19 protein-coding genes are annotated in these 24,362 nt (G+C 41.4%); 5 read left to right on the forward strand and 14 right to left on the reverse strand.

The annotated features are described in order from the left end of the window. Window positions 1–10 precede the first annotated feature (10 nt). Window positions 11–1,906 carry an ABC transporter ATP-binding protein gene (locus tag PE36_RS07425; RefSeq protein WP_006031365.1) on the reverse strand — a complete coding sequence of 632 codons (1,896 nt, stop codon included), beginning with the start codon at window positions 1,904–1,906 and terminating at the stop codon, window positions 11–13. A gap of 58 nt (window positions 1,907–1,964) precedes the next feature. After that, entirely contained in the window at window positions 1,965–2,543 is a 579-nt protein-coding gene (locus tag PE36_RS07430) for a VOC family protein (RefSeq protein ID WP_006031366.1), read from the reverse strand. A gap of 213 nt (window positions 2,544–2,756) precedes the next feature. Between PE36_RS07430 and PE36_RS07435 the strand changes: the two genes are divergently transcribed. Beyond that, entirely contained in the window at window positions 2,757–3,059 is a 303-nt protein-coding gene (locus tag PE36_RS07435) for a DUF496 family protein (protein ID WP_006031367.1), read from the forward strand. Between the two features lie 268 nt (window positions 3,060–3,327). After that, entirely contained in the window at window positions 3,328–4,536 is a 1,209-nt protein-coding gene (locus PE36_RS07440) for an MFS transporter (RefSeq protein ID WP_043994190.1), read from the forward strand. 117 nt (window positions 4,537–4,653) lie between these two features. Here the strand turns inward: PE36_RS07440 and PE36_RS07445 are convergent, their stop codons facing one another. The 8 genes from PE36_RS07445 to PE36_RS07485 form a co-directional block, all read right to left on the reverse strand. Continuing rightward, window positions 4,654–6,237: an ABC-F family ATPase gene (locus PE36_RS07445; protein ID WP_083797985.1), complete on the reverse strand. Its 1,584-nt coding sequence runs from the start codon at window positions 6,235–6,237 to the stop codon at window positions 4,654–4,656. 637 nt (window positions 6,238–6,874) lie between these two features. Next, on the reverse strand, window positions 6,875–7,768 hold the full coding sequence (locus PE36_RS23710; RefSeq protein ID WP_006031371.1) for a YadA C-terminal domain-containing protein: 894 nt from the start codon (window positions 7,766–7,768) through the stop codon (window positions 6,875–6,877). Between the two features lie 680 nt (window positions 7,769–8,448). Next, window positions 8,449–9,915: a hypothetical protein gene (locus PE36_RS07460; protein WP_232286547.1), complete on the reverse strand. Its 1,467-nt coding sequence runs from the start codon at window positions 9,913–9,915 to the stop codon at window positions 8,449–8,451. 76 nt (window positions 9,916–9,991) lie between these two features. Next, window positions 9,992–10,636 (reverse strand): LysE family translocator, encoded by a 645-nt coding sequence (locus tag PE36_RS07465; protein ID WP_006031373.1) that lies wholly within the window; start codon window positions 10,634–10,636, stop codon window positions 9,992–9,994. Window positions 10,637–10,781: 145 nt separating this feature from the next. After that, window positions 10,782–11,684 (reverse strand): LysR family transcriptional regulator, encoded by a 903-nt coding sequence (locus PE36_RS07470; RefSeq protein ID WP_006031374.1) that lies wholly within the window; start codon window positions 11,682–11,684, stop codon window positions 10,782–10,784. Between the two features lie 139 nt (window positions 11,685–11,823). Continuing rightward, entirely contained in the window at window positions 11,824–12,537 is a 714-nt protein-coding gene (locus tag PE36_RS07475; RefSeq protein ID WP_006031375.1) for a lactate utilization protein C, read from the reverse strand. Between the two features lie 2 nt (window positions 12,538–12,539). Then, complete coding sequence (locus tag PE36_RS07480; protein WP_232286548.1) at window positions 12,540–14,063, reverse strand: LutB/LldF family L-lactate oxidation iron-sulfur protein; 1,524 nt, start codon at window positions 14,061–14,063, stop codon at window positions 12,540–12,542. Window position 14,064: 1 nt separating this feature from the next. Beyond that, window positions 14,065–14,793, reverse strand: a complete 729-nt coding sequence (locus PE36_RS07485; protein ID WP_006031377.1) for a (Fe-S)-binding protein — start codon at window positions 14,791–14,793, stop codon at window positions 14,065–14,067. Between the two features lie 804 nt (window positions 14,794–15,597). Here PE36_RS07485 and PE36_RS07490 point away from each other — a divergent pair. Beyond that, window positions 15,598–17,187: an L-lactate permease gene (locus PE36_RS07490; protein WP_043994195.1), complete on the forward strand. Its 1,590-nt coding sequence runs from the start codon at window positions 15,598–15,600 to the stop codon at window positions 17,185–17,187. A 365-nt stretch (window positions 17,188–17,552) separates the two neighbouring features. Then, window positions 17,553–19,205, forward strand: coding sequence for a bifunctional diguanylate cyclase/phosphodiesterase (locus tag PE36_RS07495; protein WP_006031379.1), 1,653 nt, complete (start codon window positions 17,553–17,555; stop codon window positions 19,203–19,205). A gap of 261 nt (window positions 19,206–19,466) precedes the next feature. Here PE36_RS07495 and PE36_RS07500 read toward each other — a convergent pair whose 3' ends face one another. From PE36_RS07500 to PE36_RS07510, 3 genes are all read right to left on the reverse strand, one after another. After that, window positions 19,467–20,411: a porin gene (locus PE36_RS07500; RefSeq protein WP_006031380.1), complete on the reverse strand. Its 945-nt coding sequence runs from the start codon at window positions 20,409–20,411 to the stop codon at window positions 19,467–19,469. 322 nt (window positions 20,412–20,733) lie between these two features. Beyond that, window positions 20,734–21,075: a cytochrome c gene (locus PE36_RS07505; protein ID WP_043994197.1), complete on the reverse strand. Its 342-nt coding sequence runs from the start codon at window positions 21,073–21,075 to the stop codon at window positions 20,734–20,736. Between the two features lie 273 nt (window positions 21,076–21,348). Then, window positions 21,349–22,224: a LysR family transcriptional regulator gene (locus PE36_RS07510; protein WP_006031383.1), complete on the reverse strand. Its 876-nt coding sequence runs from the start codon at window positions 22,222–22,224 to the stop codon at window positions 21,349–21,351. A 168-nt stretch (window positions 22,225–22,392) separates the two neighbouring features. On the opposite strand from PE36_RS07510, the gene PE36_RS07515 reads away from it, so the two are divergent. Further along, window positions 22,393–23,307, forward strand: a complete 915-nt coding sequence (locus tag PE36_RS07515) for an aldo/keto reductase family oxidoreductase (protein WP_006031384.1) — start codon at window positions 22,393–22,395, stop codon at window positions 23,305–23,307. A 118-nt stretch (window positions 23,308–23,425) separates the two neighbouring features. On the opposite strand, the gene deoC is transcribed toward PE36_RS07515, so the two are convergent. Continuing rightward, window positions 23,426–24,202, reverse strand: a complete 777-nt coding sequence (gene deoC / locus PE36_RS07520) for a deoxyribose-phosphate aldolase (RefSeq protein ID WP_006031385.1) — start codon at window positions 24,200–24,202, stop codon at window positions 23,426–23,428. Between the last annotated feature and the right edge of the window lie 160 nt (window positions 24,203–24,362).

A 24,362-nucleotide genomic window follows, 5' to 3' on the forward strand; every position in this document is an offset into this window, starting at 1 on the left:
ATCCTCACGGTTAATGAGTAGATTGTAAGCGGCCATACAACGTTTGATAAAGCCCTTCAACCTGTAATAATTCATGATGTTGTCCTGACTGGCTAATTTCGCCATCGTCGAGCACATAGATCAAATCAGCTTGTTTGATTGCGCTTAGTCTATGGGCAATAATTAATGTCGTTCTATCTTCTAAAAATTCACTCAGATTATGGTGTAACCGACTTTCGGTTTCGGTATCTAACGCCGATGTTGCTTCATCAAATACCACCATTTGTGGTTTACTTAATACCATTCTCGCAATGGCTAAACGCTGGCGTTGACCACCAGAAAGGCGCACACCATTACGTCCGACTAAGGTGTCTAGTCCGTGGCCCAGTTGTTTAATTGTTTCTGCCATTTCGGCTACTTGCAGCGCTTGCCACAATTCATCATCGGTAAAGCTATTACCCATAGATAAATTTTCACGGATCGAAGTATTAAACAAAATAGGTTGCTGTAAGACCGTGGCAATATTTTCACGTACTTTATCATAACCAATCTGGTTTAGCGGCACATCGTTAATTAAGATCTCGCCTTGCTGTTTCTCATATAAACCCAATAACAATTGCACCAAGGTCGATTTACCACCGCCACTTACCGCAACAATCGCGACTTTCTTACCTTTCGGGATCACTAAGTTTACATTACGAATGACTTTGTTTTCACTATTGTAAGCAAAACACACGTCTTTGAATTCAACCGCAACGCCTTCTTGATCTGCAAACGGATCAACCAAACACGGATGTTGTGGCTCTTGGGTTAATTCGAACACACCGTTTAATCGTTTCAATGCCGCCGAGGCTGCGAAGTAGGTATATTGAATACTTAATAATTCTTGTACCGGTCCCATCATAAACCACAGGTAACCAAATACCGCGAAGATCTGACCGATAGTGAGATCCGCAAATACCACCATCAACATAGCAATGGCACGGAACACTTCAAAACCAATTAAAAAGATAGTGAAACTTAAACGGTTAACGGCATCGGTTTTCCATTGTGATTGGATCGCGCTATCACGTAACTCACTCGCGGCTTCAATCACACGGCTAAAATATTGCTTTTCACGTTGCGCGGTGCGTAACTGTTGGATCGCATCTAAGGTATCAATCAAGGCTTCTTGAAATGCTTCAAAGGCGGCATTTTCACGGGTTTTTAAGTTTTTAACCCGCTTACCAAACGAACGAGAAAAATAAATCACCGCCGGATTCAGCAATAAGATAATCAAACCTAACTGCCAATCAATCCATAACAAGATCGCAGCCGTACCGAGAATAGTGAGCATACTGACCAGGAATTTTGACAAGGTTTCCGCTAAGAACTTATCGATGGTTTCAACATCGGTAATACAGCGAGAACTGATCCCGCCCGAGCCCTGCGTTTCATATTCAGTTAATGATACCAACGGTAAGTGGTGCATTAATTTATTACGAATGTAGAAGCTTAAGTTCTTACCTATGATGGTAAATTGTCTTGCTTGCCATACCGACAAGACTAAACTCGATAAACGTAACAACACCACGAAGCCAAGGATCGCCAAAATATACAGTTGCGGTCCCCACCATGATTCAGGGAACATGTTTTGCATTGCCTGTACTGCAGCACCCGGCTTTTCGAGCAAGACTTCATCCACCAGCAAAGGCATCATCAGCGGAATAGGCACACTGACTAAAGTGGCAAATACAGCTATAATATGCGCGGTGATTAATGGTTTCTTTTGGCGTAATACCCGCTCACGAATCAACGCCCAGCTGATAAGATTGTCTTGTTTTGTTTGCAGAGAGGTTTGGTCAGCGGTTTGTTGAGACGCTTGCGCTGATGTTTGCTTATGGTCTTGTTGGTCGTCTTGCTGAGATTGAGAAGTTGTTTTTATCATAATGTCTATAAAACCACGCCTACCTTTAGTTGTTACGAATGATTATCAATTGCAGTTATTATGCCGCAGATTCACTCGCAACGACAGCTTTAATACCCGCGCTATGTACCTTAATGCAGATATCACCTTGTTTAAATGCAATCGTCGGATTAGCTAATGTTTCACCTGCCGCTTGTGGCGAAGAACGTTTAATTTTAATGCTGCAGTCATTGGCTAACACAGTATCAATATCAGGGTTAACCGCATGTAGAGCCTGCTCTAATTCAGCCATGCTAGCCGCATTACCCGGCAGAACTAACTCAATATGTTCCCAGCCCTGCTGTGGATAATGTTTGCCAGGAAACGGCAGTTCGACACAATCAATCTGCCAACCGCCTAATGTTAACGGCTCATCTAATTCTATTATATATATCGGTCGACCGTTAATAATACTGTCAGAAATGACCTTACCACGTTGTTTAAACTCCGCCAGTAATGACTCTGCGGTGGCAATATCATTAACGCGCAATGCTACATGGTCACACCATACTGCCTCATTATTTGAGTTTGATTGCGCAACTAAACCAAGCTGATGGGTGAATGCTAAAATTGCTTTAGAGAATGCAGGCCACTGTTGAGTTAGATCTTGATATTGCATGGTAATTCCTTCGATGAGTTATCGGGTAATAATAACACAAGCCGCATTTTTACAGGGTGGTTTATAAAATAACCATTTTTGATTCAGCGCAAAAAATTGAAAATCGGCTCTGATTAGCTCAAAAACACAGAGCTTTTAGGGCATTATCCTGTTAAATTAAAGAGGATTTATTTTAATAACATCTCTCAACTTTCAGACAATATAGGTGTACTAATGAATAATGTTTTTGATGCTGTAAAAAGTGCTCGTCGTAAAAACAAGCTAAAACGTGAGATCCTCGCTAACGCAAAGAAAATACGTGATAACCAAAAACGTGTTGATCTACTTGATAACCTACTTGATTATCTTTCTCCAGAAATGACTCAAGCACAGATTGTTGAAATCATTGCGAACATGAAATCAGATTATGAAGACCGTGTTGATGACCACATCATTACGGGTGCTGAACTATCTAAAGAACGTCGTGAAATCAGCAAAAAAATTAAAGCTATCACTAAAGCCGTTAGCGAAAAGTAAAAAGAAATCGAACGCTATACACCTACACGATAATCCGCGCCTTAAATAAATCATAATAAGCGGATATCAGCATTGAGATAAGCATCAGATACCCAGCTTCACTTGCTCGGCTGGTGTTTTATCTCAATACACACCATCATATATCTGCTATTACAGCACAAAACATTATTTTTATTATAGACCAAGTGTTTAGCTCGATATTGCAATCGTATTTTAACCAGTAACAATGCTAATCTAACCCTCCTTCAGTCAATTAGCAGTCGATGTAATGAAAGCACAATCCAAATCACGCTCTAAACTATTTTCCAAACTACCCTCTAAAGAAAGTCCATTTGTGTTTCTTGCCCTTGCCGGAATAGTCATGACCATGACCTTCTCCGCCTGGAATGCCCTGTTAAATAACTTTGCTATAGAGAACGCCGCGTTTACCGGGGCCGAAATTGGCACGCTGCAATCGATTCGAGAAATACCGGGGTTACTGGCTTTCACGGCTGCGTTTGTATTGCTGGTATTAACAGAACAAGTCTTGGCCATTATCGCCTTGTCGTTATTATGCATAGGTGTGGCTATAACGGGTTTCTTCCCCTCTGTTTATGGCTTGTATGCAACCACCGTGTTGATGTCAGTCGGTTTCCATTATTACGAAACCATCAACCAATCGTTAAGCCTGCAATGGTTTAGTAAAACCGACGCGCCTGCGCAACTCGGTCGTCTACTGGCGATTAAATCATTTGCAGCACTCTGTACCTTCGCTGGTATTTGGCTAGCATTCAGTGTGTTTGATGCCGATTACATCACTGTATACATGGTCTGTGGCCTGCTCGGTTTAGCCATCACAGCGTGGTTAGCAACGCACAAACCTGAGGTTAGCCATGCTCATGTGCAACACAAAAAACTCATCCTACGTAAGCGTTATAGTTTGTATTATTTACTGACTTTTCTATCCGGGGCTCGCAGACAGATCTTTGTGGTCTTCGCTGGATTTTTAATGGTGGAAAAATTTGGCTACGGCGTTACTGAGATCACGGCACTCTTCATGCTTAACCATGTCATTAATCTGTATTTAGGCCCTAAGATCGGCGCCTGGATTGGACGCGTAGGTGAACGTCGTGCGTTAACATTGGAATACAGCGGACTTATCTTGGTGTTTATTGGTTATGCCTTGGTAGAAACAGCAGAGCTTGCCGCGGTACTGTATGTCGTTGACCACCTATTCTTTGCCATGGCGATTGCACTCAAAACCTATTTCCAAAAAATTGCCGACCCGAAAGATATCGCTGGCAGCATGGGCGTGAGTTTCTCAATTAATCATATTGCCGCGGTGGTTATCCCAGTTATCTTCGGCATGATCTGGTTATACAACCCATCGTTAGTATTCTACGCAGGTGCAGCGATCGCTTGTCTATCCTTGATACTCAGTCGCTTTGTACCAGTGAAGTACGAATATGAACAAGCAGCGAACGATAAAACGGTTTAGCGATTAACACAAAAAAGGGTCATCACTTTACAGCGATGACCCTTTCATTCGTTAAGCTATTTATAACTCAACGATTCACTCACTAACAACAAGCACCGATTGCTCGGTTAATGCTTATTATTTGCTTGCGATATATTCTTCGTAAGTACCGTCAAAATCAACGATGCCGTTTGGAGTAATATCCCAGATACGTGTCGCAACTGTAGATACGAACTCACGGTCATGAGAGATGAATAGTAAAGTACCTTCATATTTCTCAAGCGCTATGTTCAATGCTTCGATTGATTCCATATCCATGTGGTTAGTTGGTTCATCCATTAATAATACGTTTGGTTTTTGCATCATTAATTTACCGTAAAGCATACGGCCTTTTTCACCACCAGATAGTACACTTACTTTCTTGCTAATATCATCATTAGAGAATAGTAAACGACCTAGGAAACCACGAACAGTTTGATCGTCATCGCCTTTTTCTTTCCACTGATTCATCCACTCCATTAGCGTCATATCTTCTTCGAAGTATGATTCGTGATCCTGTGCATAATAAGCGATGTTTACGTTTTCAGACCATTTGTACTCACCCGAATCTGGAGTAAGTTCGTCTACTAACATACGCATTAATGTTGTTTTACCAACACCATTAGTACCGATAATTGCAATACGCTCGCCAACTTCGACCATAGTCTTGAAGTTAGAGAATAATGGGCCATCATCAAAGCCTTTTGTTAGGTCTTGAATTTCTAATGCATTACGGTAAAGCTGTTTTTCTTGCTCGAAACGAATGAATGGCGTTTGACGGCTAGATACTTTAATTTCATCAAGCTCAATTTTATCAAGACGTTTAGCACGTGATGATGCTTGTTTTGCTTTAGAAGCGTTTGCAGAGAAACGTGCAACGAATGCTTTAAGCTCTGTAATTTGCGCTTCTTTTTTCGAGTTGCTTGTTAGTAGTTGCTCACGCGCTAATGCAGAAGCAAACATGTAATCATCGTAGTTACCTGGGTAAACACGTAATTCACCGAAATCTAGATCAGCCATGTGAGTACAAACACTGTTTAAGAAATGACGGTCATGCGAGATGATTACCATTGTGCTTTGACGTGCGTTTAGTGTTTCTTCTAACCAGTCAATCGTGGCGATATCCAAGTTATTCGTTGGTTCGTCAAGTAGTAAGATATCTGGATCAGAGAATAGTGCTTGTGCTAGTAGTACACGTAGTTTCCAACCTGGAGCAACTTCGCTCATTAGGCCGTAGTGTAGTTCTACTGGGATACCAACACCGATTAGTAGTTCACCCGCACGAGATTCAGCTGTGTAGCCGTCCATCTCTGCGAATTCACTTTCTAGATCGCCAACACGCATACCATCTGCTTCAGTCATTTCTGGGTTAGCATAAATTGCGTCACGTTCTTCTTTCACTGTCCACATTTCTGCGTGGCCCATGATCACTGTATCAAGTACAGTGTTGTTTTCGAATGCGAATTGATCCTGACTTAATTTACCTAGACGTTCGTTTTCATCAAGCTTCACGTTACCAGAGCTTTGATCTAAATCGCCGCCTAGGATTTTCATGAATGTTGATTTACCACAACCGTTAGCACCGATTAAACCGTAACGATTACCGCCACCGAACTTAACTGAGATATTTTCGAAAAGTGGCTTGGCACCGAACTGCATTGTAATATTGGCTGTGCTAATGATGGGGAACGCTCCTGTCCAAAAAATGGACTAAATATAAATTACTGAATTTTAAGTTGGCGGAGTGTAGCATCTTATGTGACGTAAATCACGTAGTCTGATTGGTAAAATTAAAAGGATTTAGATATAAGTGAAGATTCAAAGAAGTATTTATAAAAGTCACGATAATCCTTTACCGCGACGGTTAGTTATCATATATATTTTCTTGAGACTATGGGCAAGCAGTAATGATACCGCGTCACTATCACTCAATGAAATTAGCTCTGCGCTGCGCTATTATACTTGAACCGATATGTATAAAAACAAAGACCTACAATCAAATAACACTTAGTTGTCGATTTATTGAAGGAGTGAAGCAAGAGCTCTGGGGCGTATTGATAGCTTACAAGCTGATAAGGTTAGAAATAGCATCGATAGCAGCCGAAGCGAAAGTAGATCTACAGTCGAATTAGTTTTGCTGCTGCCACCAGCTTAATAGATACCCAACTTAGATGGTTAGCATGATCACTGAATGGAAAACCACCAGAAAAATTAAAGTAAATGCGATCAGATATATAGTATTTTATTCTTACGGATAAAAAAAGCACCGAACGTATTCACGTTCGGTGCTTTATTATTTAACTAGTGTAATCAATACTAATTAGAATTGGTATTGAACGCCTGCGCCACCAGAAACTTCACTGTATGAACCTGTAGTTGCATTAACTGTTAATGACATAGACAGGCTGTTAGTGAAGCTGTGAGCAGCACCGATTGCAACAGATGAAGCAGAACCAGCGAAACCAGTACCTACACCGATAGCAGTTTTACCAGCGCCAGATAGGAACGGACGAGCATTTGTAATTGCGTGAGTACCAGCCATTACAGAATCCATTTTTTCGTCTAGACGTTCAACTTCTGAATATAGATTAGCAATATCGGCTTGAGTTTGAAAGTTGAACTCTTCTTGTGTCTGTTGTGCTGCGGCAGCGTAAGTACGAACTATTCCGTTACCAACTTCGCCCGGTGCAGGTGCAACGATTGGTAAATCAGGAGTTTCTACTGGTGGTAATTCGCCATCAGCAGGTGGTGGTGTAATACCGAAATCTTGACGTGCTTTAATGTTAGCAATAATTGATTCTTTTGCTTCTGGTGTTAAATCGTCACGATCACCGTGAATAGGTGGTAGCTCGCCATTATCATCGTTTGGAGGAGTTGGGATGCTATCCATTGGTGGAGCAATACCGAAATCATTACGAGCATCCATACGAGCTGTACGACGATTTAGTGCTTTTTCAGAATTAGCAAGCTGTTCTAGTTGAGCACGACCTTCTGCACTCATGCCACCGTTTATAATACGGTCTGATTTACGGTCATAATGACGTTCAACAATGCGTTGTTCTATTGCATCGCGAGATACTGGTACACCAACAACAGGCACTTCAACAATAGGCGTTGTATCCATTGGCGGTGGGTTAATACCTTCTTCTGAAGCCATAACAGCTGTTGATGCGAATGTAGATGCGACGATAGTAGCTAGTAATAATTTTTTCACTTTTGATTTCTCAGTTGTTTGATTGATGGGCGCATTCTAAACTGAGAAAATTGTTTGAAATATATCATTTAGAACAAATACTCCCTAAACGAAATAAAATCTAAAAATAATTTTAATTAATAAAATTTGCTTGTTATCAACGATTTTAGTTGATATCTTTCTGCCACTTCATTAGCAGTAGTGAAGTGTTTGATTGATTTTGGTTCGGTGTTCTCAGCACCGAACCATTCATCAATTATAATTATAATTTTACTCAATCCATACAACGGCCTGACTCGATGTAACTCCAAACCGGTTTCTTTCAGTTACGTAATCAAAAAGTAAGTCTTTATATCCCAACTCACTTTCTACTTTCTTCGTTGCAATAGCCCATTTAACAAGTATGTCTTTCAGAACATAATAACTCCAGATGATATGGTTTCCTTAAATTACCGTATCAGGGGATAGCAAGCATTTTATCCTTTGGCAAGTAGCTCAGAAATGTTTGATTGTAGTGCCGAAGCTGACGGAGTAGAGTGTCTTGAGTTACGAAGATCACGTAGTCTGATTGGTAAAATTAAAAGGATGTAAAAGTGATGGGGATAACTGGAATTTATTTTTAAAAGGTGGTTATTTTATGATATGCAAAGAAGCAATAATCCTTTATCACTTCTTTGTTAGAGCAAATATCTTTCATCCGATTATGGGCAATCGGTAATAATACCGGCGTTACCATCACTCAATGAGCTCGGCTCTGCACCTGAGTCCGCTTTGCTGTATAAGCACTCCCCTGCTGCGTTATCCAATTTTGGTCCTGCCATACCGGGACTTGTGGTATAACCCCAAGAGTTAACCGAAATGATATCCCAGGTACCGTTACCGTTATCTTGTAACCAAGGTCCACCCGAGGCACCACCTGATAAACCACAACTTGGTAACCACCAATTGACCGCACCTTCGGTTGTCATGCCTTCAGCACAATACATAAAGTGCGGATCATCGACATAGGAGTAACCTAAGCCATAGCTATGATCAACCGCACTACTGGTGCCGTCCCCTTCATCATGTCGAGCAGCAACAAAGTTAATGCTTAACGCCGGTACAGCATTCGCTAGAATGTCAGAGCTGGCACTAGCACCACTATGCGCCCCAGCATCATTGACAACATAATAAGCATGATCCCACTCGATATTGTTAGGGAACGTCGTCTGTGTCCAACGTCTATCGACAATACCAAATTCTGTACTCCAACAACCAATCACATCGTTACTGCAGTTGGTATCAGTACCTGTACCTGAATCACTTTGATTTGGTATAAACAACACATTACGGGCAAAGGCTTTATTGGCATCGTCATAAACACAATGTGCCGCGGTCAAAATAAGTGAGCGGCCGGTGGTGGTATCTTTAACTGTCGTACCTGAACATACATAACCGTTCCACTGTTTTTTTCGTTTGTTGGCTGGCATTTCAAAATAGATACGTCCTGCAGCCCATTGCACATCGGCACTGATATTTTGCGCACTGATACTCCAATTACCATTCACAACTATGTCGGCCGTTGCAGGCGGTTCAATGACATTACCACCAGCATCGACATCAAAGCATGCTTCTTGAGATGTACTTCTATTACCACCACGTTTAGCGGTATCTTTCGCTGTCACGTACCAGCACCATCCACCATCGGTAAAATCTTGGATCGTCGTTGTCCAGACATCGCCATTGGATGCACTCGCAGCAAAACTGTAACTATTCGGGTTAGCCGTCGGGCCAGTGATGTAAAAATCAACCTGTGATACGGCAACATTATCGGTTACCGTCGCATTAAATGTAATAGTGGTATCAAGTACGCCACCACTAGGTGACATATCTGAGATCAATGGCGCGGTGCTATCCCCATTACGCTTTGGTTTTCCCGCTAATGGCTCAACGGTATGACCATAAGGCGTTAATTCACCCTGTTTAACTCGCATATAGCCTCGCCCACGAGGATCGATAAGCAAGTCTCTGGGAATCGCCGCATTTCGCCGTGAATTATCCCAATGCTGTATAACACGGGCATGATTAGGGTTAAGCCCCGCGTTTGGGTTGGGGGCTGAAAACGCGGTATTAATCGGAAAAATGGCAAGGCTGGAGATGACAATAAAATTAATGTTAACGGAGGGCATAGGCATTACTCACAATAAAAATGAAGATAAGGTCCCTCTCATCATCTATTTTTGTAAGTATAGAGGTTAATTTTTCTTAGGCCACAGCAGCCGGTACTTGCGAGAATAACAACCAAGCGCCGAGTAATACGAATACCGAACCCATGATTTTATGTTGGTAGATGTGGAAGCGTTCGTTGGTTAATAATGATTTACCTAAGGTACCCACTGTCACCACTAGCATTAAGTTAAACATTAAACCTAATACATTAAGCAGTAAGCCTAGCGCCAGCATTTGTTCACCAGAAGAAGTCTCGATATTTGATGATACAAACTGTGGTAAGAACAACACAAAGAACAGTAATGCTTTTGGGTTTAATAGGTTGCTGAATACTGCTTTACGATACAGTGAACGCGCCATTTTGCTGGTTTGATCTATTTCAGGCGCCACGACTGAGCTGGTACGTAAACAATCCCAACCCATTTTTAATAAATATAAACCACCGACTAAATGCAACGCTTTAAGTGCCATTGGACTCATGGCGATCATCGCAGACACACCCATAGCCGCTAATAACGTTAAGATAATACCTGATGTTGCATTACCTAAACTAGCAAAGAACCCTACCTTGCGGCCATAACTTAAACTTGAGCTGGCAATTAATAACATGTCAGGGCCAGGGATCAGTAATAACGCTACAACAGCAGTTAAATACACAGGTAGAATAGCTAAATCAATCATGAAGGGTTCGCATTACAAAAAAAGGAACTGGATTGTAATACAACTAGCGATATTTTCATCTACTTTTTAACTAACAAGCGAAATCAACCGCTATGCGCGAAGCAGGTGCTAATCGTTCGCGCTAAAAATTTAAAGTAGTAAGCGATTAAAAGTTTTCTTTCATGTCCAGATAACAGCTGCGAATGTGTTCAATTAACAGCTGCACTTTTTTCGCCGGTTTACGGGTATACGGATACACCGCATAAATACCAATCACTTTCGCTGTTTGCTGTGACAAGACTTCCACCAGCTTGCCATTATCCAGTTCGTTGTAGACCAAACATTTTGGTAGGTAAGCTAACCCCTTCCCTGCCAACGCAGCTTGCTTAAGTGCAACGGCATTGTTAGAACTAAAATTACCCGATACTTTAACGTTATACGTGGCATCGTCACGGGTAAATAACCAGTTGAAAGCACCACTGGTTTGACAGGTATAACCTAAGCAATTGTATGGTGCTAACTGTTCGGGAAATTGCGGTTCACCTTGCTGCGCAAGGTACTCAGGACTAGCGCAGATCATCCAGCGCGAATTAAAGATATGACGGGCGATCAGGCTGGAGTCTTCTAAATGGCCGGTACGGATCACCAAGTCATAACCATCTGCGACTAAATCAACAAAGTCATTGTTCATCGACATATCGACCGTGAGTCCGGGATGCTTTTCACAAAACTCCGCCACGGCTCTGGCTAATAACAACTCGCCGGAGATAGTGGGTACTGACATCTTAATATGTCCCGCTAAGGTTTCGCTGTAACTGGTCACGGTATCAAAGGCATTTTTAGCGGTTTGGGCTATGCCTTTGGCGCGATAAAATAACATCTCGCCCGCTTCGGTTAAGGTCAGTTTACGGGTGGTACGGAAAATTAGCTGTACGCCAAGGTCTTCTTCTAATCGACTGATACGTTTACTCACCACAGACTTAGTGACCTTGTTCGCCTCGGCCACTTTGCTAAACGAACCTTGTTCTATTACTTGGGTAAATAACACTAAATCATCAATTTGCGGCATGCAATTCTCAACTAATTTTTTTGGGGTGACTAATCTGTAATTATACACTTAAATCGTAGAATTAGACGAGGTTGAATAGGTGTGATGAACTATTCATAAGCCATTCACTGCGGATCCAACCTCGTTGACTTCACTTAGACTACATATCTGCAATCACGACATACGCGGCATGAATAGGACCATGCACACCAATGACTTTAATCAACTCAATATCAGCTGTCGAACTTGGACCAGAAATGAAGTTAACACAAGACGGTAAACGCTCACCCGCTTGGGCTGTATCATGTAACCGTTTAGTGGCTTGGGTCATACGTGGCACAATCTGGCTTTGCGGGATCAAGAACACCGATGTTTCGGGTAACAAACTCACTGAACGACCATGTGTCGAGGCACTGTATAATACCATCGTCCCCGACTCTGCCAATGCCTGTTCGGCAAACACAATACCGACTTTCGCCTGCTCTGCTTGCTTGATATTAATGTCATGTGCTTGGTCTGTATCCCAAGTATAAACATCATCAAATTGCAGTTTAAGATTATTAGTTACTTGTAATTCAGCTAAACGGCTATCACCCGACACCACAATTTTACCGGCATTAAAACCATTACAAATACTGGTTAAGGTTTCGCACAATTCCTCTTTATTACAGCTAACACCTAACGAGTTCAAATTAGTTTTAGTGTATTCTAAAAATACATCGGCAAGTTGCTGCTGACTAAAATCCGCCATCACATCATGATGTGGATTATGAGGTAATGGTGGACGCTCTACACCTTCAGTATTCAGTTCACGACCCAGTTTTTTAGCCAATGAACCCAAAAAGCTATCGCGATTATGTATCTTACCTTGCATGATTATTTCTCACTCTTGTTAGCTTCAATTTTCACTTCAACTTTTGCTTTAACCATACCTGTGACAGTAGCTTCAACTATACCTGTGACAGCAGCTGTACCAGAAACAGTAGTGTCGGCATCACGGTTTGCAAACCAACTACGGAATGATTCACCATCGGGTTGTGGTAGATCGCGGGCTTCTGTCCAGTCAGCTATCGCACCTACATTAATCGGTAACTTGCCATTTTTAATCACTTTCGCACCCACTTTAGCGCCGATCTTCATGCCCATGTTCCATAATTTAGGACTGGCATTTAAATAGTTAAACGCCGATACAGCCATACGTTCACCCAATGGCGTGATCTTTTGAACCACCATTTTTTCACGGTGTTTTAATAACAGATCCGACAGCGGGATCTTCACCGGACACACATCATTACAGGCCTGACACAACGAACACGCATACGGTAAATCTTGGAAATCTTCATACCCACCCAGTAATGGTGACAGCACCGCACCGATAGGGCCAGAATAGATAGAACCGTACGACTGACCACCAATATGGCGATAAGCAGGACAAGTATTCACACACGCCGCGCAACGAATACAGCGTAAGATATCTTTAAATTCTGACGCTAAAATGTCTGAACGGCCATTATCTAAGATCACTAAATGGAACTCTTCAGCGCCATCCATATCATTCGATTCTCTTGGGCCGGTAATAGCGGTGACATAACCGGTTAATGGCAGACCTACCGCACTACGACATAACAAGCTGACCATGATATCGAGTTCTTCAAAGGTCGGGACGATACGCTCCATACCCATCACCGCGATATGCACTTTCGGTAACGAAGTTGCCAGACGTGCATTACCTTCATTGGTCACTAAGCTGATTGACCCCGATTCTGCAACCGCAAAGTTACAACCGGTAATACCGATATCGGCTTCCAGAAAATCATGCCGAATATGCTCACGCACAAAACGCGTCATCTCTTCCGGATCGGAACTGCCTGTATAACCAATCTTGTCTTCAAATACGCCGCGGATCTGTTCGCGGTTTTTATGTAACGCAGGCACCACAATATGTGACGGTGGATCGCAGTCATCTACTTGCAAAATATACTCACCCAGATCGGTTTCAATCACTTCGCAGTTGTTACGTTGGATCACTGCGTTCAAGCCGATCTCTTCTGTCACCATCGACTTAGATTTAACGATTTTTTTGGCATTTTTTTCTTTGATGATATTTTCAATGTAGTCTGTGGCTTGTTGCGAGGTTTCGGCAAAAAATACATGACCACCGGTCTTTTGCACGTTTTCACTTAACTGATGTAAGTAGTAATCAAGGTTGTCTAATACATGGTTACGGATCTCCATGCCGTTTTCACGCCACTCATCCCAGTTACCTAGTTTGTCTGCCGCTAATTGACGGTTGGTAAGCATACGCTCTTGGGCATTGGCTACCGATTTACGCATGAAGCCGTCTTGCATTTGTTCTTTAATACGTTGTTTAAAGATCACATCACTGGTTTTCATCGACATGTTATTCTCCTACTTGGCTCATGAGCACATCAACAATATGCAAGACTTGCACAGTTTTGCCTTCGCGCGATAAACGCCCGGCGATATTCATCAGACAGCTCACGTCAGCACCAATTAAGTAATCGGGTGTTACGGCAGTAATATGGGTTGCTTTTTCTTTCACCATTTCGCCAGAGATCTCTGCCATCTTGATTGAAAATGTACCGCCAAAACCACAACAGGTTTCTTGGTTTTTAATCGCAACCAGCTCTAGCCCTTCCACATTACCCAGTAATTTAAGTGGCTCCTCACGCACACCTAATTTACGGATAAGACTGCAAGACGGATGATAAACACCCCGACCTGCTAGTTTCGCACCAACATTTTCGACTTTAAGCTCATTGACGATGAACTGGGTTAACTCGAATAAACGATCCGATACCGCTTGTGCTCGTGTCGCCCATTCCGGTTCATCCGCTAAGTACTCAGGGTATTTCTTTACCGCTGCCGCGCATGAACCCGCCGGCGTGACGATTGGATACTCGTTACCTTCAAAGGCACGAATTAATGATTTCATCGCTGGCTTACTTGATTCGATATACCCGCTATTCAATGACGGTTGACCGCAGCAGCCTTGCTCTTTCGGGAATAACACTTCGCAGCCTAACTGTTCCAGTAATAGCACTGTTTTTTTGGCGACGTTTGATTTAACGACATCACATAGACAGGTTACAAAAAAATTAACTTTCATCATCTCACCTTGCTCACCGAGCTTATTTTTTGGAGCATGATATAAGCAAGCACAGCAAAAAACGAACGTGATTAATGCCAGTAAATATCTTAATAGCGCTGTTTTTGTGATCTTAACTTTTTGTAAAAACAAACAAATTATTTTAAAACAACCAGTTATATTTTAATCGAGGAATTGGGATAGGCATCATTAGATCAGATATGGAAACAATGAAGTTCGACATTAACGGTAATAAGCCATTTTAAACTTAGTGCAATTAGTCAGCAGCGAGTGGCGACCACGCCAGAGGCAATAAGGATGCTCACATGTAATAAAATGACGAAATGATGGATTTAAAGCTATAAACCCTATTTTTCGTGGTTTTATTTCATCAAAATAAATATCCGCATCACACAAAACGCGTCAATCGGTTAATTTGTCGATAGTGACACGCCATTTTATTACCGTGCATTATGACAATCACTGTTTCTAATACCGCTACAATCATTTATAACGATTTATCACAATAAATATAAGTCATTGATTTTAATCTATTTTGTGATTTACGTTATTTTACACATTGTTATTTATGTCACATTTGTTACCCATAGTCCTAATTACATACCTAAAAAGAGGGGTGGAGTTTGAGGCTTAAGCTCTTACAATCCATTCCCCACACGATACGGGTATTTACGAAAGCACAGGGATTTACTGACTTGTACTTTATCAACAATACATTTAAACAATATAATAAATAGACTCATGCATAACTATCAGCGTAAGCCAGATAGACGTATAGCCTGAGCACACATGGAGTGGGTAGCAATGACATCCCTAATCTTGGCAATGATGCCAATTATCTTCCTAATATGGATGATGACCAAAAAGAATGGTGTACCCTCGTACATTGCACTGCCGTTAACGGCGTTGTTTGTGGCAGCACTGCAAATCTTTTATTTCCAAACCGACCTGACATTGATCTGGGCAAATGTAATCGCGGGCAGCTTGTCGGCCATTACCCCAATATCGATTATTGCCGGGGCAATTTTGATGAACCGCATGATGTGTCTATCGGGTGCTGAGAATACTATCAGTCGCTGGTTAGAAGGCATCAGCCGTAATAAAGTTGCTCAGTTAATGATCATTGGTTGGGCGTTTGCCTTTATGATTGAAGGTGCGTCAGGCTTTGGTACCCCAGCCGCAATTGCAGCGCCTATCTTAGTAGGTTTGGGCTTCCCACCATTACAAGTAGCGATGTTAGCGCTAGTGATGAACTCGGTACCGGTATCGTTTGGTGCAGTAGGTACGCCAACTTGGTTTGGCTTCTCAAATCTAGGCTTAAGTGATACTGCATTACTTGAAATCGGTCAACAAACAGCGATGATCCACTTTGTTGCAGCCTTTGTTATTCCGGTATTGGCCTTACGCTTTGTCGCGTCTTGGACTGACATTCGTCGTAACTACATCTTCATCTTGTTAAGTACCTTATCTTGTACTGTGCCTTATTTCCTATTCGCACAATGGAACTATGAATTCCCGGCATTAGTGGGTGGTGCTATTGGTCTGACTATTTCGATTGGTTTGGCTAAGTTAAATATCGGCCTGATCAAAACAGCAGAAACGCGTGATGATAATGCGACCCAAACAAATGTGTCGCGTGGCGAGATCTTCAAGGCCATGACACCTACATTACTGCTTATCCTGATCTTAATTGTGACGCGTATTAAACAGCTGGGTATTAAATCGATGCTGACGGATGCGACTGAAGCAATGTCAGCGTCGTTGGGCATTCTCGGTGACTTTAGTATCAGCCAAGCATTGATCTTCAAGTTAAGTAATATCCTTGGTACTAACGTCGCTTGGGCCTACAAGGCGCTTTATGTACCGGCATTGGTTCCGTTCTTATTAGTGGTATTGATCTCTATTCCATTATTCAAACTCAAAGGCAGTATGGTGAAACAGGTATTCACTGAAACCGGTAGCCGTATCAAGATGCCGTTTATTACCCTGATTGGCGCGTTGATCATGGTGAAACTGATGATGGCTGGCGGTGAAAACTCCCCTATTCTAATCATCGGCATGGCGTTCTCTGATTTGATGGGCACTAACTGGCAGTTTGCTTCAGCTTACCTTGGCGCACTGGGTGCATTCTTCTCAGGCTCGGCGACAGTATCTAACCTGACATTTGGTGGCATTCAGCAAACAATCGCAACGACTGTTGGTTTACCTGAGACGACTATCCTGGCACTGCAATCTGTCGGTGGCGCTATGGGTAACATGGTCTGTATTAACAACATAATTGCAGTATCTACTATCTTGGGTATTTCGAACAAAGAAGGTTACATCATTAAACGTACCGTTATTCCAATGATTATCTACGGTCTAATTGCCGCGGTAATGAGTACATTTATATAAGTGTGATATGTAAGGGAAATAGCCCTGCGTGATTAATGTTTAAATAAAAAAACCAACGGCGAGAGCTGTTGGTTTTTTGTTTAAAGCATAGTTATCGATAAATATTCACGAATAAAAGAAGAGTGTCATATCAAACACAGTATTATTTTCGTCTGTAAACGCCTGCTTACGCCCTATTTCAGACACTGATCATCTTCACTGATTCAGGTGTTTTTTCCTTCGTGCACATTTAGGAATATGAATGTAACCAATTGACATTAATCAATTTAGGTACGTTCTATAAATGTTAAACTCTGTCATAGATACAAGTTGTATCGTGGCCACAATTATGGACGAAAGATGTTATTTTTAAGAGGAACTAACTGATGGGATCATCAGATAAAGGATTATTTGTACAAGCTCCGGCTATATGTTTTACCTGGCGCTTTGAACCCGATTGGCCGGTACTCTCCGTCACTAAAAATATCCATCGGTTTGGCTATACTGCAGAAGAATTCCTGTCGAAAACACGCTTGTTTACCGAAATTATCCATCCTGAAGATAGAGAACGTATTACGGCCGAAATTAATGTGCTCTTAACCACCAATACAGAGTCCTTCCAACAAAATTATAGGATCATCACCAATAGCGGTGAAATTCGTGATGTATGCGTTTATTCCGGTCCCCTGCAACCTAACGATCACACTGTATTCTATTCTATCGTCCATGATATTACTCATCAGCGCCAAGCCGAGGCAGCCTTAGTCAAGAGTGAACAACAGTTTCGAACCGTCATTGAGACGACTTCGGAAGGCTTTTTGATCATCGACAACAATTTCAATATCACCTTTGCTAATCATGCGTTGTGCCAACTAACGGGATATGAACTCGCAGAATTAAAGGCACATTCTGCAGTTTATTATATCGCGCCTGAATTCAAACATATTTTTACACAATCAGTGAACCAGCCCGGTATTCAACTACACTGGCGCGAAGATTTGATTATTCATCGTAAAGATGGCCAGGCGCTAAACGTACGTTTGACGGTAACAGCCATGGATGACGGCACTGGTTTTTTTGCTTTTATTACTAATATTACCGCCCATAAAAAGGCTCAAATACAACTTCAAAAACTCTCAAGAGCAGTCGAACACAGCGCTAGTTCCATCATGATCACAGATAAAAATGGCATTATTGAGTACGTTAATCCCAGATTTTGCGAGGTGACTGGATACAGTGAAGCAGAGGCGATAGGTCAAACTCCGAGTATTATTAGCACCAAGGAAACACCGCCAGCATGTCATCAAGAATTATGGAGTACCATACTCGCAGGTAACAATTGGCATGGTGAAACGTTCAATCGGACTAAAAACGGCGCCTATTATTGGTCACTCATGTCTATTTCTCCGGTCATGGATGATAATGGTGAGATAAGCCATTTTATTAGTGTCAGTGAAGACATCACAACACAAAAAGATCAGCAAATTAAAATTGAAAAAATTGCACTTTACGATCCATTGACAGGCTTAGCTAACCGACGGTTATTATATGATCGGCTGAATCAATCGACTGAGATTTTACACCGCCAACAAGACGCTGGTATTGGGGTGATCATGCTTGACCTGGATTACTTTAAACTAATCAATGATACCTACGGGCATGATGTCGGTGACGAGCTATTAAAAGAGGTTGCTCTTAGGCTCACTGATTGTGTGCGCTCGGAAGACACGGTTTCTCGTCCTGGTGGTGACGAATTCACTATTTTACTACAGGATGTTTCTCACCCAGAAGACATAAAACCGGTCGCTCAAAAGATGCTGCAATCACTTCGTCGCAGTATCAACATTGATAAATACAGCTTTAAAATCACCTGCAGTATTGGGGTAAGTATCGCGCCGTCACATACCATCGAGCCGAAATTGTTGCTGAAATATGCCGATCTCGCCCTCTATCGAGCGAAAGATTGTGGCCGTGACAACGTTCAATTTTTTAGCGCTAATATGCGAGTCAAACATCAGGACGGTATACTGAAGGTATGATTGATGTGGCTATATAGTCCCTGATTGCAATGCAAATTCGATCTCTGCACTGCCCCAATCTTGTTCTGCCTGTCAGCCGTTTATCTGAAGATCAAAAAAATCCCGCTTACTGCAAATAAGCGGGATTTTACATAAAGGATGTATTCTTTTTCTTCTACGGTCAAGACTAAGAAACCGACAGAAGCAGTGTACTAAACTTTAGTTACGCGCCACTCTGTAGGAATGGCAATCTCAATGAACCTCGGCATTAATTAGCCAGGATTAGAAAGAGTAACGAGCGCCGATGATAAATTCATCTGCATTGCCATTATTACCATGACCAGCTGAAGTATCATCGTTAAGTGCCACTTTATAACCAGCGTATGCTGCTACGTCACCAATATAACGACCATATTCAAATGCAACGAAGTTAACATCGTTAGCGCTTTGATCATCAGCACTTAAGTAGTTATATGAAACACTTACTGTATTTTCACCAAATCCATAAGATGCGAATGCATCAACGGCTTCGAAGTCAGAATCAGCTAAAGTACCTTTTTGTACTAAGCCTGAAACTAAAACACCACCGTTAGTATAACGCGCACCAATCATGTATACATCTGATGAGTCTGACTCATTCTCAGCCGCTTCTGTTGTCGCATAACCAGCACTTACTTCAACACTTGGAAGTAATTTATAAGCAACCATCAAACCGCCGCCATTCTCCGTCTCTTTGAGGTTAGCTGATGCGTTGAATGTTAAATCACCTTTAGTCACACTATAAAGGATCGTATCTTCTGCTCTGTCACCGCTCGCTGTGATTTCTTCGTTGGTATAACCACTGAAATATTCAGCCATATCGGTAAAATCTGTCAGGTATGTAACAGCATTATCTTGTGTACCGTATGTCACAGTACCGTAAGCCGTCTCAACACCAACGTATAAATAACGCGTCTTAGTTTGGTTTGTCGTAGCAGCGCTATCGTCCTGTTGTGTTAATTCATATTCGAATTTACCAATCGCAGTGATATCATCATTAATTTCGTGCTTACCTTGACCATTTAAACGAACACGAGATGCATCTGAAAAATCGCTATCTGCAAGAACGCCCCTAGCTTCAATACGTCCACCAAAAGAAAAGTCGTCGGTATTGATGTTCTCTGCAAGAGTAGGCATAGATACAACTGCTGCTAATGTGAGAGATAGTGCTTTATTTATTTTTGTCATGAACAATTCCAAATTTAGTTTAGTCGATAATTAAATAACTTTTTAAACTCTAGATTAAAAACAAGTTTTTTACGCCGTCGCTATCCATAAGCGTCATTGACACCCTCAGCTATAGCACGTGTACTGCCTTGCTTACTTGCAATCACTATATCGATTAACCCAATACGCGGTAACTCGTAAAAATACCAGTTAATCGTCCAACGCATTGTTATATGTGACATTGATCACAAATGTCAGTACTTTCATGGAACTAGAGAGATTGGATGGGACATGTTGAGGAGTAATCAAAAATCGCTGAGATAGGTGTTTACCATAACTGTGATTACATTTGTTTTAGATAAGACACTATTGCAACGGCTTCAGCTTGACTCATTTTTGGAAAAGAAGGCATTTTTACTTTTTCGCCATCATTTGCATTAATTTTATGTATGATTTGTTGCGAAGATAAAACAGTATTTCTGTTGGCCGGAATGCCTTTAAGAAATTTGCCTTTTCCAGTATTTTTATGACAACCAGCGCAGTGGTAGTTGAATAACTGTTCGCCAGTAACTAAGTCAGCATGTTCATGAGTGTCTTTACTGCAACTACTTATAGTGACCAATAATAAACAAAACGCGAGAGTGTAGAAAACAAGTGATTTGTTTCTGCTATTTAGTTTGAACATCGACCACTCCTTTGTTGATGGTTTGGCTAACGTTTGTATAGCAGGACCTTTCGATTCCCCAAGTCTGTTAACCCTAGTCAATCGTAACTAACAAAATGAAAAAAGATGTTATACAACTGATTTTATTAAATTTTTTATTTAATGGAAAGAGAGGTAAGACTATTTATGACAAATTGTGATTGAACTTAGACATAAGTCAAAATACGCCGTTGTACTTTTTGATTAATAACGTTATTTAGGAAACAATTAAGGCGCATTTATGGACATTAATGCTTATTGGCTTGCCAGCCTTTCCTGAACAAATGCAATAAAAGCCTTTAATTTTGCAGATGGATAAATCAGCTGTGGATGCAGTAGATAAATACTCAGGCCAGGAATATATTCATTTTCTAATACCTTCTGCAAACGTCCTTCTTTTAACTCTCTATCCACATAATAATTAGCCACTCGAATTATTCCTCTGCCAGCCAATGCCTGCAGCTTCAATAAGTGATGATCATTAATCGTCAGCCAACCTTTTATTATCGCATCTGCTGATTTTAACGGCCAAATCTGTGTCTCTACTGCCGATAGGCAATGATGTGAGGAGAGATCATTAATGTTTTGTGGGGTGCCGTATTCAGCTAAATATTCAGGTGAAGCACATAAACAATGTTGATAGGAAAATAGCTCTTTTGCCACCATATTTTGCGGAGGCTGTAGCGTGGCACGAAAGGCTAAATCAAAGTCATCCTGATTTAAATCGTAATTGGTATAACTCGAGTCGATAATAAAATGAATGTCCGGATAGATAAGCTTAAAATCATGACAAATATCGAGTAGAAATCGCTCTGTAAACAGAATAGGGGCGGTGATCCTTAACGAACCAGATATGGCATTATGCTCCTGATGAACATTGCGATCCAAATCCAACATCGTCGCTTTGATTTTCTTACCCTGTTCTAATATTTTTTCTCCTTCAGGCGTCAAACGCACACTACGGGTGGTTCGTACCAATAACGGACATTTGAACTCTGCCTCGAGTTTTCTTATCTGATCAGATAAATACCCTTTCGATATCGATAAATTTTGTGCTGCTTTAGTAAAACTCAGTTGCTGAGCAATCTCAACAAATAACATTAAACATTCAATTTTTTTATGCTGCTGCATTATTCACACCCAAGATAAGAGACGTTACCACTCAATACTCTATGTTATAACAAAATATAGACGTGTACTGTTCTATATAACTAACAATGATTTCATTTTTGTGCGCTTAATTCATTATGACGATTGCTGCTAGAATCAAACCCTACACATATCTAATTGGAGTTTGTGATGAATAATGTTGAAAAAGTATTAATGGCTCCACAAGGGCCTAAATTTTCCAAATTAATTCAAGGTTACTGGCGTTTAGAAGCTTGGGAGATGAATGCTCAGGCGCGTTTATCTTTTCTTAAAGCACATGTTGAAATGGGTATAACGACCGTTGATCATGCTGCGATTTACGGTGGTGGTCATTGTGAAACGTTATTTGGCGAAGCACTAAAACTCGATCCTGTAATGCGTGATAACATTGAAATAGTCTCTAAATTTGGCATTAACGGGATTGCGACTGGTGCGGGAGAAAAACGCGTTTCTCACTATGACAGCAGTAAACAAGCCATTTTGGAATCAACAGATAATTCATTGCGCCGTTTAGGTGTGGAGCAGCTAGATACGTTATTAGTACATCGTCCCGATTTCCTGATGGATGCAGATCAAGTAACCGACGCTTTTACGCACTTAAAACAAAGCGGTAAAGTAAAACACTTTGGTGTATCAAATTTCACGGCTTCACAGTTCGATCTATTACAATCTCGTTTAGACCAGCCCTTAGTGACCAATCAAATTGAAATTAACCCAATGCACTTTGATGTGCTCGAAAATGGTGTCTGTGACCAACTACAGCAATATCGTGTTCGTCCTATGGCATGGTCATGTTTAGCGGGAGGTAATATCTTCAACGAACAAACCGATCAAGCCAAACGTTTACGTGAGACCTTAATTGATCTTGTACAAGAGTTAGGGGCAAATTCAATCGAGCAGGTAATTTTTGCCTGGGTATTAAAACACCCATCAAACCCTGTTGCCCTTATCGGCTCAGGAAAAATAGAGCGTGTGACAGAAATGGTCGGTGCATTAGCGCTGCAGATGAATACAGAGCAATGGTACCGCGTTTGGGTGGCATCAAAAGGGGTTGGTGTGCCATAAAATAGTTTGTTGTGCCATAGAGACGTAAAGTAAACTCGCTAGTAAAAAGCTAGCGAGTTATTTATTGCCAGAAAAAAATCAGATAACATGCGCTATCTTAAAACAGCGCTAATAACAATTAGTATACAGTTGGATCTGCAACCTTTTCGCTCACGTCTAAAGTATTCAGTAAGCTGGTTAACAGACTTGAAGCGCCAAAACGGTAATGATCGGCATCAATCCACTCTTCACCTAAAATTTCTGCAGCCATATCCAAGTATAATTTAGCATCTTCAGCACTACGCACGCCGCCCGCAGGTTTGAAACCTACACGCTGAGAAACACCCATATCTCTTATTACTTTAAGCATTATTTCAGCCGCTTCAGGGGTCGCATTAACCAGTACTTTACCTGTCGACGTCTTGATGAAATCAGCGCCTGCTTCGATGCAGATCTCGCTAGCACGTTTAATTAAATGCGTTTCTTTTAATTCGCCAGTCTCGATAATCACTTTAAGTAATGTCTGACCGCAGGCTTCCTTACACTGTTTAACCAGTTCAAAACCCAACTGTTCATCACCAGCAATAAGCGTACGGTAAGGGAAAACAACATCCACCTCGTCAGCGCCATAAGCAACGGCTGCTTTTGTTTCAGCGACAGCAATATCAATGTCACTATTACCGTGTGGGAAGTTTGTTACTGTCGCGATTTTGATTTCCGGTGTGCCCTGCTCTCTTAATGTCTTCTTAGCAATAGGAATAAATCGTGGGTAAATACAGATTGCAGCCGTATTACCAACGGTTGTTTTAGCATCGTGGCACAATGCGATCACAATCTGGTCTGTATCGTTATCATTCAGTGTAGTTAGGTCAATTAGGCTAAGTGCTTTCAAGGCTGCGGCTTTTAAATTACTCATGAATCATATCTCCAAAAAGACGTTCACTGTTGTGCTTTTAAAACACCAAACCAGATAAACGCCTGAATTACTAAAAGTAATGGGCTTAGATTTAACGGCGGGTTTAGAGAATTAACAACCCGTCGGTCAAGCCTTTAACGTGACGCTATAATAGAGATAT

Origin of the sequence: Moritella sp. PE36 (genome assembly GCF_000170855.1) — a bacterium.
Lineage (GTDB): Bacteria > Pseudomonadota > Gammaproteobacteria > Enterobacterales > Moritellaceae > Moritella.

What these genes read in the sequence shown, in the direction of transcription:
- PE36_RS07465 (WP_006031373.1), bottom strand. Translation starts at nt 10,636, where the DNA reads ATGATTGATTTAGCTATTCTACCTGTGTATTTAACTGCTGTTGTAGCG.
- deoC (WP_006031385.1), bottom strand. Translation starts at nt 24,202, where the DNA reads ATGAGTAATTTAAAAGCCGCAGCCTTGAAAGCACTTAGCCTAATTGAC.
- PE36_RS07505 (WP_043994197.1), bottom strand. Translation starts at nt 21,075, where the DNA reads ATGTTCAAACTAAATAGCAGAAACAAATCACTTGTTTTCTACACTCTC.
- PE36_RS07440 (WP_043994190.1), top strand. Translation starts at nt 3,328, where the DNA reads ATGAAAGCACAATCCAAATCACGCTCTAAACTATTTTCCAAACTACCC.
- PE36_RS07515 (WP_006031384.1), top strand. Translation starts at nt 22,393, where the DNA reads ATGAATAATGTTGAAAAAGTATTAATGGCTCCACAAGGGCCTAAATTT.
- PE36_RS07510 (WP_006031383.1), bottom strand. Translation starts at nt 22,224, where the DNA reads ATGCAGCAGCATAAAAAAATTGAATGTTTAATGTTATTTGTTGAGATT.
- PE36_RS07430 (WP_006031366.1), bottom strand. Translation starts at nt 2,543, where the DNA reads ATGCAATATCAAGATCTAACTCAACAGTGGCCTGCATTCTCTAAAGCA.
- PE36_RS07500 (WP_006031380.1), bottom strand. Translation starts at nt 20,411, where the DNA reads ATGACAAAAATAAATAAAGCACTATCTCTCACATTAGCAGCAGTTGTA.
- PE36_RS07460 (WP_232286547.1), bottom strand. Translation starts at nt 9,915, where the DNA reads ATGCCCTCCGTTAACATTAATTTTATTGTCATCTCCAGCCTTGCCATT.
- PE36_RS07435 (WP_006031367.1), top strand. Translation starts at nt 2,757, where the DNA reads ATGAATAATGTTTTTGATGCTGTAAAAAGTGCTCGTCGTAAAAACAAG.
- PE36_RS07490 (WP_043994195.1), top strand. Translation starts at nt 15,598, where the DNA reads ATGACATCCCTAATCTTGGCAATGATGCCAATTATCTTCCTAATATGG.
- PE36_RS07480 (WP_232286548.1), bottom strand. Translation starts at nt 14,063, where the DNA reads ATGTCGATGAAAACCAGTGATGTGATCTTTAAACAACGTATTAAAGAA.
- PE36_RS07485 (WP_006031377.1), bottom strand. Translation starts at nt 14,793, where the DNA reads ATGAAAGTTAATTTTTTTGTAACCTGTCTATGTGATGTCGTTAAATCA.
- PE36_RS07470 (WP_006031374.1), bottom strand. Translation starts at nt 11,684, where the DNA reads ATGCCGCAAATTGATGATTTAGTGTTATTTACCCAAGTAATAGAACAA.
- PE36_RS07495 (WP_006031379.1), top strand. Translation starts at nt 17,553, where the DNA reads ATGGGATCATCAGATAAAGGATTATTTGTACAAGCTCCGGCTATATGT.
- PE36_RS07425 (WP_006031365.1), bottom strand. Translation starts at nt 1,906, where the DNA reads ATGATAAAAACAACTTCTCAATCTCAGCAAGACGACCAACAAGACCAT.
- PE36_RS07475 (WP_006031375.1), bottom strand. Translation starts at nt 12,537, where the DNA reads ATGCAAGGTAAGATACATAATCGCGATAGCTTTTTGGGTTCATTGGCT.